The organism is Galbibacter sp. BG1, assembly GCF_013391805.1.
Taxonomy (GTDB): Bacteria; Bacteroidota; Bacteroidia; order Flavobacteriales; family Flavobacteriaceae; genus Galbibacter.
The window spans coordinates 120,409-133,568 of record NZ_CP058364.1; the positions used below are offsets into that span (position 1 = coordinate 120,409).

Below are 13,160 nucleotides of genomic sequence, written 5' to 3' on the forward strand. Positions count from 1 at the left end.
CTAGTAACAGTATTTATTTTCAGCAATTGCTTTATCGGCAATCGTGTTTCTTAATTCAATAACGTTAGGAAGGTTTGCGTATTTAGTGAAACGCTTTAATCCCATTAACATCATACGTTGTTCATCGCCTTCAGCAAAAGAAGAAATACCTTCTTTACCTCTGGTTTGAACTTTCTCTACCGCATGGAATAGGTTTAATTTAGCCATGGCGATTTGCTCTTTCTGACTCTCTTCCCCAAAACGTTTTGCATTTTTTTCAGTTCTAAGAATAGCGGATTCTGCCATATAGATTTCTATAAGAATATCTGCAGCTGCCATTAACAATTGTTGGTGCTGCTCTAGTTCTGCTCCATATTTTTGAACCCCAGAACCGGCTACCATTAAGAAGGCTTTTTTCAATTTACCGATCATCTCTTTTTCTTCAGCAAACAATTCTGAATAATCTGGCGTATCGAAAGAAGGAATTCCCATAAGTTCGTCTTTAACCGCAGTAGCAGGACCTAAAAGGTCTACCTGACCTTTCATCGCTTTTTTAATAAGCATTCCTACCGAAAGCATACGGTTAATTTCGTTGGTACCTTCATAAATTCTAGAGATACGGGCATCCCTCCACGCAGATTCCATAGGAGTATCTGCCGAGAATCCCATTCCACCAAAAATCTGAATCCCTTCATCGGTTGTTTTCTGGCAATGTTCTGAAACGGCCACTTTAAGAATAGAACATTCAATAGCGTATTCCTCTACACCTTTAAGCTCTGCTTCTTGATGCGAATTCCCTTCTTCTTGACGGATGGCGATTCTATCTTCTATATCTTTTCCTGCTCTGTAACAAGCAGATTCGTCTACATACGTGGCAGTGGCTATTTCTGCAATTTTAGATTTTATAGCTCCAAACTGAGAAATTGGAGTTTTAAACTGAACACGGTCGTTCGCATATTTAACAGCTTCTGTAATAACACGTCTCTGTGCATCTAAACATGCTGCTGCCAATTTAATACGACCTACATTTAAGGCGTTCATTGCTATTTTGAATCCGTTTCCTCTTTCTGAAAGCATGTTCTCTACAGGAACTTTTGTTTCGTTAAAGAAAACTTGTCTTGTAGAAGACGAATGAATTCCTAATTTTTTCTCTTCTTCACCAAAGGAAATTCCGTTTTCGGTATCGTTTTCTACGATAAATCCGGTAATGTTCTTATCGTCTTCAATCCTTGCAAAAACAATAAACACATTGGCAAAACCTGCATTGGAAATCCACATTTTTTGTCCGCTGATGGAATAGTATTTTCCATCATCCGACAAAACAGCTTTTGTTTTCCCACTATTGGCATCCGATCCTGCTCCTGGCTCTGTTAAACAGTAAGCACCAAACCACTCGCCGGTAGCTAATTTAGGAACGTATTTTTTCTTCTGCTCTTCGGTACCATATAAAGTTATTGGCATGGTACCAATACCTGTATGCGCTCCAAAAGCGGTCGCTACAGACCCGGTAGCCCCAGAGATATAATCACAAACCAGCATGGTGGTTACAAACCCCATTCCCAGTCCGTCATATTCTTCTGGTACCGCTACTCCAAGAAGTCCGAGTTCTCCTGCTTTGCGCATTACTTCTTCGGTTAAAGCGTAGTCTTTCTTTTCAAAACGCTCTTTGTTTGGCCAAATTTCACGATCCACGAATTCTTTTACAGAATCGCGCATCATTTTTTGCTCTTCCGAAAAATCTTCCGGAGTGAATATGTCTTCTGCTTTGGTTTCCTTTACTAGAAACTGTCCGCCTCTTGTCATGTCTCGTTTAATTGCTTCCATATTTTTTTATTTTAACTTAATTCGATTACTGCAAGGTCGAACAGTTGAGACCTTACCGTTTATTCTTAAAGTGCGTGGCATTCCTACATTTAGATAAAATTTGAAACATATCAAAATCAAACTTTACTAATGTCAGGTTCTTTATAGCACTCCATCTTTTAATTTTCAATACATTAAAAGTCTCCCCATTGAGGAAATTTAGAGGGTCTTTTAATTTAAAAATTCGTAAACCCCTGCGGCTCCTTGTCCTGTTCCAACACACATGGTTACAATTCCATATTTGCTTTCCCTTCTTCTCATCTCGTCGAACAATTGAACCGAAAGTTTAGCTCCTGTACAACCCAATGGATGACCCAAAGCGATCGCACCACCGTTTACATTTACGATATCTGGATTTAATCCTAATTTTCTTATAACAGCCAAAGATTGTGATGCGAATGCCTCGTTTAATTCTATTAAATCGATTTGATCTAATTTCATTCCTGCCTGATCCAATGCTTTTGGAATTGCTTTAATAGGACCAATACCCATAATTCTGGGTGGAACACCGGCCGCTGCATAAGAAACCAATCTTGCTATAGGCTCCAAATTAAGCTCTTTTACCATTTCTTCGCTCATCACCAATGTGAATGCTGCACCGTCACTCATTTGCGAAGAGTTACCAGCCGTTACGCTACCTCCTTCAGCAAAAACAGGTCTTAGCTTGCCCAATACTTCTTTGGAAGTATCAGCACGCGGACCTTCATCCGTATCTACGGTATAAGATTTTGTAGCTTTCTTACCATTGGAATCTACATATGTTTCGTCAATTTTGATAGGTACAATTTGCTTATCAAATTTTCCTTCTTTAATCGCTTTAAGCGCCTTTTGATGAGAATTATAAGCAAATTCATCTTGATCTTCACGGGAAACTTCGTATTCCTGTGCCACTGCCTCGGCAGTTAAACCCATTCCCCAATAGTAATCTTCATTACCATTTTTAGCCACTTTATAATCAGGTACCGGTTTATAACCTCCCATAGGAATGTAACTCATACTCTCTGCACCACCAGCAATAATACAATCTGCCATTCCCGATTGAATTTTTGCGGTTGCCATACCAATAGTTTCTATTCCAGAGGCACAATAACGGTTTACGGTAACTCCAGGTACATCTTCTATTTTAAGTCCCATTAATGAAATCAACCGTCCAACGTTTAAACCTTGTTCGGCTTCTGGCATGGCATTTCCTACCATGACATCATCGATTCTGGTTTTGTCGAATTGAGGGATTTCATCCAACATAAATTGAATGGTTTCCGCCGCCAATTCGTCTGGTCTTTTGAATCTGAATACACCACGGGGTGCTTTCCCCACGGCTGTTCTATATGCTTTTACTATATATGCTGTTCTCATTTTTTATTATTTAGAATTTAGAGTTAAGTACAAAGTATTAAGACTATTGAAGAGTTTTTTGAAGTGAATAATTCATTTTAGTGACTTCAACAACTTCATCAATAATAGGCCGAACATTTCTTTCTGAAATTAGTTTTAATCTTTTCGACAGATATAATTGAGTCAACAATTCAAAAGACGACCCATTAGCAACTCCTAGGAACTGTCTAAATTCGCCATTGGTATTTCTTCCTGCACCTTCAGAAATATTTGAAGGAATGGCAACAGCACTTCTCCTTATTTGAGAAATGAGCCCATATTTTTCTTCAACAGGAAATTCGCTGGTTATAGCGTAACATTTCTCAGTTACAACCATCGCCTTTTGCCAAATTTTAAGTTCTTCAAATCTGTGCATACCTATAATTTTTCTTTGTACTAGATACTTTTTACTTTCTACTGTTCGTAATTTAATTACGAAGAGGTTTCCCCGTTTTTAACATATGCTGAATACGCTCTAGCGTTTTACGTTCTGTACAAAGTGACAGGAATGCTTCCCGTTCCAAATCCAATAAATATTGTTCTGAAACTTGCGTAGCTTCCGATAAATCCCCACCAGCCATTACATAAGCTAGTTTATTCGCAATTTTCTTGTCATGATCGGAAATATAATTACCTGCATTCATCGAATCAGTCCCTACTAAGAACATCCCCAATGCCTGTTTACCCAGTACTTTTATATCTTTTCTCATTGGCGGCTGTGTATAACCGGCCTCGGCCATTAAAACTGCATGTTTTTTGGCTTCCGCTATTTGTCGGTCTTTGTTAATCACCACTATATCTTTTCCTTTCTGAAGAAGATTTAAGTCGAACGCCTCATGTGCAGATGTTGAAACCTTCGCCATCCCGATAGTTAAGAAATGTTCGCGAAGCACATTGGTTTCCACGTCATCTTTTCTAAATAGATCTGAAGCCCTCAACGTCATTTCCTTAGAACCACCTCCACCGGGGATTACTCCTACACCAAATTCTACAAGACCCATATAAGTCTCTGCAGCTGCAACCACTTTATCGGCATGCAACGAAAGTTCGCATCCACCACCTAAAGCCATTCCATGTGGAGCAGAAATAGTAGGGATTGCCGAGTAGCGCATACGCATCATTGTATCTTGGAACATCTTAATGGCCATATTCAATTCATCATACTCCTGCTCTACTGCCATCATAAAAATCATTCCAATATTGGCTCCAACAGAGAAATTCTGCGCTTGGTTACCAACCACTAAACCTTGAAAATCTTTTTCTGCTAAATCTATAGCTTTGTTAAGTCCGGCAAGGACATCTCCTCCAATGGTATTCATTTTGGATTGGAACTCCACATTTAAAATACCATCACCTAAATCTTCTATAACAACACCGCTATTTTTCCAAACTTCCTTGGATTTACGGATGTTGTCTAAAATGATAAACGCTTCCTGACCTGGTTTTTCAACCTGTTTTTTAGATGGAATGTCGTAATAATAAGTCGCCCCATCTTTTACGGTGTAAAAAGATTTATTTCCGCTTTCCAGCATTTCAGTAACCCATTTAGCAGGTTCCTTGCCTTCCGCTTTCATCAATTCGATTCCCTTTTCAACGCCAACAGCGTCCCAAATTTCAAACGGACCGTGTTGCCAACCGAAACCGGCTTTCATTGCATCATCGATTCTATACAATTCGTCAGAAATTTCAGGAATTCTGTGTTGTACATATGCAAATAAGGAAGCAAAGTTCTTACGGTAGAATTCTCCTGCTTTATCTTTACCATTCACCAAAACTGGAAATCTGTCTTCTACTTTATCAATAGATTTTGTTTCCTCTAATGTGGCAAATTTCGCTTTGTCTTTTTTTGTGTATTCCATGGTATCCAGATCCAATGAAAGAATTTCACTCTTTCCATCGTCTCCTTTTACCTTTTTATAAAAACCTTGTCCGCTTTTACTTCCCAACCATTTATTATCCATCATTGTTTGGATAAAGTCTGGAAGCTTGAATAAATCATGCGCTTCATCATCAGGACAGTTTTCATAGATTCCATTGGCCACATGCACCAAGGTATCAAGCCCTACAACATCTACAGTTCTAAAAGTGGCCGATTTTTGGCGACCAATTACAGGACCTGTAAGTTTATCTACTTCTTCAACCGTCATCCCGAGTTCTTTCACTTGATGGAAAAGACTTTGAATTCCGAAGATACCAATACGGTTACCTATAAAAGCAGGCGTATCTTTTGCCAATACGGAAGTTTTACCTAAAAACTTCTCCCCGTACATCATTAAGAAGTCTACCACCTCTTGCTTACAATCGGGTCCTGGTACAACTTCAAAAAGTTTTAAATAACGTGGAGGATTGAAAAAGTGAGTTACCGCAAAATGCTCTTGGAAATCTTTACTTCTACCTTCATTCATAAAATGAATTGGAATACCAGAAGTATTCGAGGTAATTAAAGTACCTGGCTTACGGTGCTTTTCAATTTTTTCGAAAACGCTCTTTTTAATATCCAAACGCTCTACAACCACTTCAATAATCCAATCAACATCTTTAATTTTAGAAATATCGTCTTCCATATTTCCAGTAGAAATACGGTCTGCAAATTTCTTATTGTAAATTGGAGAGGGTTTCGACTTTAAAGCACTTTGAAGGTTTTCGTTTACCAACCTATTCCTTACCGCTTTATCTTCAAGGGTAAGACCTTTTGCTTTTTCTTTGTCTGTTAATTCTCTTGGTACAATGTCGAGTAGCAAAACTTCAGCTCCGATATTGGCGAAATGGCAGGCTATGCCGCTTCCCATAATTCCGGAACCAATAACTGCAACTTTCTTTATTCTTCTGTTCATTTTTCTTTATTGAATTAATTTGTTGATACGTCTTCCGTATATATTTTCTTTTCTGAAATAAGTTCGTTTACCGCAGTAATCACCTTAAAAAAACCTTCCAAATCACTTTCTTTAATATGATTGCGAACAGTTTCATTAAACTTCAGTACCACGTCTTTTGAGTATTCCCTTTTTTCCCTTCCAAATTCAGTAAGGCAAATAAGTACGCCCCTACCATCTTTAGGATTGGGCTTTCTTATTATTAAACCCTTTTCTTCCATACTTTTTAAGGTTCTAGACAAACTAGTACCTTCCATGCCCATTTTGGGGCCCAAAGCTGTTGAGGGGGAACCTTTTTCGGGGTCTATACTTAAGAGTGTAAAACCTGTAGCCATCGTGCTATCTTGTTTTCCAGCTTCTTCGTTATACATTTTAGCAACTGCTTGCCATGTTGCCCGTAACGCATAATCTATAGTTGTATCCTTCATTTTCTTGTAGTGGTGAGCTCAAATATACAAATATTTTATTATGCACGCATAGTAAATTAATGTAAAATTTGTTAAAGCTTAAAATGAAGACTAATTATATATTAAGATAATAAAAAAACTCCCCAAAATTGAGGAGTTTGATAAAAATTTATGTTAACATTATATTACTTGGGTCCGTAGATCTTAGTATATAAATCGGCATATTTTTCTTTAATTATTCGACGCTTCAATTTAAGCGTTGGCGTTAAATGCCCTTCTTCCACACTCCACTCTTCTGGGGTAAGTTCGAAAAGTTTAACTCTTTCCCAGCGTCCGAATTTTTCGTTATAATGGTCTACCTCTTCTTGTATACGCTCTATAACTTTAGGATGGGATATTAATGCTTTACGATCGCCGCTAATATCGACTTGATGTCTTTTTGCCCACGCTTCAACAAACTCAAAGTTTGGTTGTATAATGGCTGCTGGCATCTTTTCCCCTTCACCAATAACCATAATTTGTTCGATAAAACGAGATTGCTTCATTAAATTTTCAATGAGTTGCGGAGCCACGTATTTACCCCCAGAAGTTTTAAAGATTTCTTTTTTACGATCTGTTATCTTCAAGAAACCGTCATCATCTACTTCCCCTATATCCCCGGTATGAAAATACCCGCCTTCCATAACCTCGTTGGTTTTTTCTTCATCTTTGTAGTACCCTATCATAACATTAGGTCCTTTACAAAGAATTTCCCCATCTTCTGCAATTTTAACCTCAACACCGGGTAGCATTCTTCCAACTGTTCCAATCTTCCAACCGCGGTTTTTCTGGTCGTTCACTGCAATAACGGGAGAAGTTTCTGTGAGTCCGTATCCTTCCATTACGGGAATATCGGCAGCTCCAAAAACCCTTCCAAGCCTTGGTTGTAAGGCTGCACTACCGGAAACCATTACTTTCAGGTTCCCTCCAAGTCCTTCTTGCCATTTGCTAAAGATTAATTTTCTGGCTATCCCTAACTGAAAATTATACCAAGCACCATTGGTATTGTAAGGCTCGAACTTATGGCCTAATTCTATGGCCCAGAAGAAAAGTTTCTTTTTAATGCCACTTAACTCTGTTCCCTTTGCATAAATTTTATCGTATACCTTTTCCAGAAGTCTAGGCACCACCGTCATAACGTGAGGTTTTACTTCTTTAAGGTTATCGCTCATTTTTTCGATCGATTCTGCAAAATATATTTTTATACCGCAATTTTGGTAAAGATAAACCACCATTCTTTCAAAAATATGGCAGATAGGCAAAAAGCTTAATGCCACATCATGTGGTTCTAGAGGGACCCTTTCCTCACTCGCCAAAACATTGGAAACAATATTTTTATGAGAAAGCATTACTCCCTTAGGTCTTCCAGTAGTACCAGAAGTATAAATAATGGTCGCTAAGTCTTCAGTGGTAACTGCATCTTTCCTCGCTTCTACTTCATTCTGATTACTGCTGTCTTCTCCCAAGGCTAAAATTTCCTCCCAATTATTGGCGCCTGGTAAATCCACAAAAGAATACACTCCCTTAAGGGAAGGAACATTTTGTTTTATGCTGTTTAGCTTTTCCAATATTTCAGCATCGGAAACTATTACATAAGAGGCTTCAGAATGGTTTAAGATGTATTCGTAATCTTCTTCAGAAATGGTTGGATAAATTGGAACATTCTGTGCTCCTGTTTGCAGAATACCAATATCTGCGATATGCCATTCCGTTCTGTTTACATGCGTAATTACCGCAATTTTTTCATTAGGCTGTACCCCCAACCTTAAAAGTCCCCTACTGAATTGATTCGCTTTGTCTACATATTCTTGCGAAGATGTATGCACCCATTCGTCTCCATATTTAGTAGAAAAGGCAATGTCCAAATTATATTTTTCCAATTGATGGTATGGAAAGTCAAACAAACGGGTAACTTTATTCATAGCGTATTTTATTATTTTACAGAATTGCAAATTATGAAATTTGCTGAGTATTTTCAAAAGAAGTCACAAAAAAAGGAGTTGATTGTTGGCAACTCCTTAATTTTATACGATTTATCTGTAAATTTATTTTTTATCCAACCACTTTTTGGCGTTTACAAACGCTTCCAACCATGGAGAAACTTCATCTTTTCGTCCTTCTGGATAGTAGGGCCAATTCCATTGAAAGATGGAACGCTCAAAATGAGGCATGGTTACTAAATGGCGCCCATCGTCTGAAACCATCATGGCCGTATTGAAATCAGATCCATTTGGATTGGCCGGATACGTTTCGTAGCCGTATTTCGCAACGATATTGTACTTTTCTTCTTGGTAAGGAAAATTAAATTTCCCCTCTCCGTGAGATACCCATATCCCTAATTTACTGCCCACCAAAGAGGAAAGCATCACCGATTTGTTTTCTTGAATTTCCACGGAAGTAAATATACTTTCGTGCTTTCCACTATCGTTATGAAGCATTTTTGGCTTTTCCTCATGATCCGGATTTATAAGTCCGAGTTCCACAAAAAGTTGACACCCGTTACAAATACCAATAGAAAGCGTATCTTCCCTTTTAAAAAAGTTCTCTAATGCCTTTTTCGCTTTGTCGTTGTAAAGGAATGCTCCTGCCCAACCTTTTGCCGAACCTAGAACATCTGAATTGGAAAATCCTCCTACGGCACCAATAAACTGAATATCTTCAAGGGTTTCGCGTCCAGAAATAAGATCGGTCATGTGTACATCCTTAACATCGAAACCAGCCAAATACATGGCATTGGCCATTTCACGCTCCGAATTACTTCCTTTTTCACGTAAGATAGCCGCTTTAGGACGTTTCCCAGTAATTTCAGGCAATTTTCCCGTAAAATGATCGGGGAATGTATAGGTAAGCGGTTGATTTTTATAATTGTTGTATCTCGCTTCCGCTACATTGTTCTTTGTTTGTTTTTGGTCTAGCAAGAAAGAAGTTTTATACCAAACATCCCGAAACTGACTAATACTGAAGGAAAAACTATCTTCATTATTTACAATTTGGAGTCGGTCGCCTTCCAATGGCTTCCCTATTTTATGGAAGTTTATTCCCGCTTCCGCTAGACTTTTCTCCACTTTTGAATCTTCTTTGGCTTGAAAAACAATACCAGCGTTTTCATTAAAAAGTGTTTTTATGGAATCTACTTCCCCTAAAGAAGAAAGATCTAATTGAGCACCCAAATTTAAATCGGCAAAACACATTTCCAGAAGGGTTGTAATTAAACCACCGCTTGCTACATCGTGCCCAGCTAAGATTTCATTGCCTTTAATTAACTGCTGAAGGGTATTGAAGGTATTTTTTAAATTCTCGGCACTTTTTACCGTTGGAACTTTATTTCCTATGCTATTTAAAACCTGACCTAAAGAAGAACCACCCAACTTAAAGTCATCTTCCGAAATATTTATGTAGTAGATACTTCCACCATTTCTTTGCAATACAGGCTCTACCACTTTAGTAATATCGCTACAATGAGCCCCAGCAGAAATTATTACCGTTCCGGGAGAAATAACCTCTTCCGTAGGGTACTTTTGCTTCATCGAAAGGGAATCTTTTCCAGTCGGGATATTAATCCCTAGATCAATCGCAAACTCCGAACATCCCTTTACAGCCTCATACAAACGGGCATCCTCACCTTCGTTTTTACAGGGCCACATCCAATTGGCAGATAGCGAAACCGATTTTAAACCTTCTTCCAACGGTGCCCAAACGATATTTGTTAAAGATTCTGCAATGGAATTTCTACTTCCCGCAACAGGATCTACCAAAGCAGATACCGGTGAGTGACCTATTGATGTGGCAATTCCTTCTTTTCCTTTGAAATCCAACGCCATTACCCCACAATTGTTCAATGGTAGTTGTAAAGGCCCTGTACATTGCTGTTTCGCCACACGGCCACCAACACAACGGTCCACTTTATTCGTCAACCAATCTTTACAGGCTACTGCTTCCAATTGAAGCACTTGCTCCAAATAAATATAAACCTGATCTAAACTATATGCCGAGTTTTTGTAATTTCTTTGTACCGTTTTATCGGTCATTATGGTCTTTGGAGAACTTCCAAACATATCTTCCAACGCCAAATCCATTGGTTTGTCCCCTTTGGTAGCCGATTCAAAACAGAATACATCATCCCCGGTAACCTCACCAACTTCATACATAGGTGAACGCTCGCGCTCTGCTATTCGCCTAAGTTTATCGGTATGATCTTTCCCAATGACCAAGCCCATACGTTCCTGACTCTCATTGCCAATAATTTCTTTTGCAGAAAGTGTTGGATCGCCAACGGGCAGTTTATCCAAATCAATTTTTCCACCGGTGTCTTCCACCAATTCCGATAGGCAATTTAAATGTCCCCCAGCTCCGTGATCATGAATGGAAACTATTTCGTTTTCCTCACTCTCTACCATACCCCTAACGGCGTTGGCAACACGTTTTTGCATTTCTGGATTGGATCTTTGTACAGCATTGAGCTCGATACCGCTGCTAAATTCTCCGGTATCTGCTGAAGAAACGGCGGCACCACCCATTCCAATTCTATAATTTTCTCCTCCTAAAACAATAATTTTATCACTCGCTTTGGGCGTATCTTTTATTGCTTGTTCTTGCTTTCCGTAGCCAATGCCACCGGCCAACATAATAACTTTATCGAAACCTAGTTTTCTAGCTTCTTCCTCATGCTCAAAAGTGAGAACCGAACCAGCGATAAGCGGCTGACCGAATTTATTTCCAAAATCAGAAGCTCCATTGGAGGCTTTTATTAAAATATCTATCGGCGTTTGGTACAACCATTTACGCTCGTCCATTGCTTTTTCCCAAGGACGGTTTTCTTCCAATCGGGAATAGCTCGTCATGTAAACTGCAGTTCCTGCCAACGGTAAAGAACCTTTACCTCCTGCCAATCGGTCGCGAATCTCTCCCCCGGAACCCGTAGCAGCACCGTTAAATGGCTCCACAGTGGTAGGGAAATTATGAGTTTCTGCTTTTAGCGATAAGACTGAATTAAAGTCTTTTTCTAAATAAAAATCTGGTTTATCAGCTGTTTTCGGGGCAAATTGTACCGCTTTAGGGCCTTTTAAGAAGGCTACGTTGTCTTTATATGCCGAAACAATACCATTAGGATTTTCTTCGGAAGTCTTTCTGATCATTTTAAACAAAGACATTGGCTTTTCTTCTCCATCGATTACAAAAGTGCCATTGAAGATTTTGTGGCGACAGTGTTCTGAATTTACCTGGGAAAAACCAAAAACTTCAGAGTCTGTCAGTTTTCTATCCAATTTTTCTGAAAGTTGATTTAAGTAAGCAACTTCCTCTTCATTTAATGCCAATCCTTCCTGTTGATTGAAAGTGGCTATATCTTCAATCTCTTTGATTGCTTCTGGCTGGATATCCACAGTAAAAATATCCTGATCTAGTTTTGGGTATTTCTGACTCAACATGGGATCAAAATCATCAGCCTCTGCAGTAGACGCATAAAACTCTTCAATCCTAATAATTCCAGGAACACACATATTCTGTGTTATCTCCACTGCATTGGTACTCCAAGGCGTAATCATGGCTGCCCGCGGACCAATAAAAAAAGCGTCTATAGACGCCGATTCGATGAGTGGCTGATTGCCAAATAACCATGAGAGTTTTGCTGTGTTTTCTTGTGAAATTTTGTCGTTGGTTTGAACGGCAAATACCTTACTTTTTGGGTTTCCGAAGAAAAGGATCATACTGTGTTGTATTTATGTCTTTTTTTAAAAGACTTCTAGTTTAAAATAGACCGCAAATTTAAACAATTACTTCTTATTTTAAGCCCTATTTTTTATTCAAAATAACATTCGTAATCTCAAAAATTCCTTAAAAGAATATCTAAATTCCCGAATCCAAATATCCCTCAATTACTTTAAAACAGAATTTATGGCATCCTCTATAATGGGCTCCATAATTTTATACCCTTTTGAGGTTGGGTGCACCCCATCTTTAGCCAATGCCGGACTTAGTCCCATTTCGTCATTAACCATGGCTTTGTAGTAATCTACGTAAGTAATAGCATTCTCCTTGCAGTATTCTTTAAGAAGTTCATTCAGTTGAACCACCTTATCGGCAGGTTTTATACGCTCCCTCCACGGAAAGCGATTTGCTGGAAGCGTGGAACACACGATAGGAATTATACCGTTTGCTTTGGCAAGCTCTACCATAGAAGCAATGTTTCCAAAAATATCTTCGATTGCTATTGGGCCTGTATTTTCTGCTATATCGTTTATTCCCGCCAGGAAAACAACCGCCTTTGGTTTTAAATCTATTACATCCTTTCTAAAACGCAACAACATTTGCGACGTTGTTTGTCCGCTTATCCCCCTATCTACATAAGAATTGTTTTCAAAAAAATAAGGATGCATTGTTTTCCACCCTTCGGTTATGGAATTCCCCATAAAAACCACACGGTTTTCGTCTGGTTCTGGTGCTGGTAATGCTTCATTTTCTGCAGCGTATTTATCGAAATTGGCGAATTTCACCGCATTTTCTTGAGAGAAAGATTTTAAAAATGTAAACATAAAAAGTAGTAAAAAGTATTTTTTCATTTTAAAAAAATTGGTGTTTAATGCTTCCAAAGATAAGTTTTTATAATAAATTATGTATTTGAAACTTT

General features: G+C 38.6%; 8 protein-coding genes. All 8 read right to left on the reverse strand.

What is annotated here, in order from left to right; genetic code table 11:
• The 8 genes from HX109_RS00485 to HX109_RS00520 all read right to left on the reverse strand — a co-directional run bounded on the left by HX109_RS00485 (nucleotide 1) and on the right by HX109_RS00520 (nucleotide 13,092).
• On the reverse strand, nucleotides 1-1,803 hold the full coding sequence (locus tag HX109_RS00485; protein ID WP_178949268.1) for an acyl-CoA dehydrogenase family protein: 1,803 nt from the start codon (nucleotides 1,801-1,803) through the stop codon (nucleotides 1-3).
• A 210-nt stretch (nucleotides 1,804-2,013) separates the two neighbouring features.
• Nucleotides 2,014-3,198 (reverse strand): acetyl-CoA C-acyltransferase, encoded by a 1,185-nt coding sequence (locus tag HX109_RS00490; RefSeq protein WP_178949269.1) that lies wholly within the window; start codon nucleotides 3,196-3,198, stop codon nucleotides 2,014-2,016.
• A gap of 43 nt (nucleotides 3,199-3,241) precedes the next feature.
• Nucleotides 3,242-3,592 (reverse strand): four helix bundle protein, encoded by a 351-nt coding sequence (locus HX109_RS00495; RefSeq protein ID WP_178949270.1) that lies wholly within the window; start codon nucleotides 3,590-3,592, stop codon nucleotides 3,242-3,244.
• Nucleotides 3,593-3,644: 52 nt separating this feature from the next.
• Nucleotides 3,645-6,050: a 3-hydroxyacyl-CoA dehydrogenase/enoyl-CoA hydratase family protein gene (locus HX109_RS00500; RefSeq protein ID WP_178949271.1), complete on the reverse strand. Its 2,406-nt coding sequence runs from the start codon at nucleotides 6,048-6,050 to the stop codon at nucleotides 3,645-3,647.
• Between the two features lie 14 nt (nucleotides 6,051-6,064).
• Complete coding sequence (locus HX109_RS00505) at nucleotides 6,065-6,517, reverse strand: MarR family winged helix-turn-helix transcriptional regulator (RefSeq protein WP_178949272.1); 453 nt, start codon at nucleotides 6,515-6,517, stop codon at nucleotides 6,065-6,067.
• A gap of 164 nt (nucleotides 6,518-6,681) precedes the next feature.
• A complete protein-coding gene (locus tag HX109_RS00510) occupies nucleotides 6,682-8,457 on the reverse strand; it encodes an AMP-dependent synthetase/ligase (RefSeq protein WP_178949273.1) in 1,776 nt (591 codons plus the stop codon).
• A 123-nt stretch (nucleotides 8,458-8,580) separates the two neighbouring features.
• The gene (purL, locus tag HX109_RS00515) at nucleotides 8,581-12,240 is read right to left on the reverse strand and encodes a phosphoribosylformylglycinamidine synthase (RefSeq protein ID WP_178949274.1); all 3,660 of its coding nucleotides are present in this window, start codon (nucleotides 12,238-12,240) and stop codon (nucleotides 8,581-8,583) included.
• Between the two features lie 168 nt (nucleotides 12,241-12,408).
• Nucleotides 12,409-13,092 (reverse strand): SGNH/GDSL hydrolase family protein, encoded by a 684-nt coding sequence (locus HX109_RS00520; protein ID WP_178949275.1) that lies wholly within the window; start codon nucleotides 13,090-13,092, stop codon nucleotides 12,409-12,411.
• Nucleotides 13,093-13,160 lie beyond the last annotated feature (68 nt).

What these genes read in the sequence shown, in the direction of transcription:
- HX109_RS00485 (WP_178949268.1), bottom strand. Translation starts at nt 1,803, where the DNA reads ATGGAAGCAATTAAACGAGACATGACAAGAGGCGGACAGTTTCTAGTA.
- HX109_RS00490 (WP_178949269.1), bottom strand. Translation starts at nt 3,198, where the DNA reads ATGAGAACAGCATATATAGTAAAAGCATATAGAACAGCCGTGGGGAAA.
- HX109_RS00495 (WP_178949270.1), bottom strand. Translation starts at nt 3,592, where the DNA reads ATGCACAGATTTGAAGAACTTAAAATTTGGCAAAAGGCGATGGTTGTA.
- HX109_RS00500 (WP_178949271.1), bottom strand. Translation starts at nt 6,050, where the DNA reads ATGAACAGAAGAATAAAGAAAGTTGCAGTTATTGGTTCCGGAATTATG.
- HX109_RS00505 (WP_178949272.1), bottom strand. Translation starts at nt 6,517, where the DNA reads ATGAAGGATACAACTATAGATTATGCGTTACGGGCAACATGGCAAGCA.
- HX109_RS00510 (WP_178949273.1), bottom strand. Translation starts at nt 8,457, where the DNA reads ATGAATAAAGTTACCCGTTTGTTTGACTTTCCATACCATCAATTGGAA.
- purL (WP_178949274.1), bottom strand. Translation starts at nt 12,240, where the DNA reads ATGATCCTTTTCTTCGGAAACCCAAAAAGTAAGGTATTTGCCGTTCAA.
- HX109_RS00520 (WP_178949275.1), bottom strand. Translation starts at nt 13,092, where the DNA reads ATGAAAAAATACTTTTTACTACTTTTTATGTTTACATTTTTAAAATCT.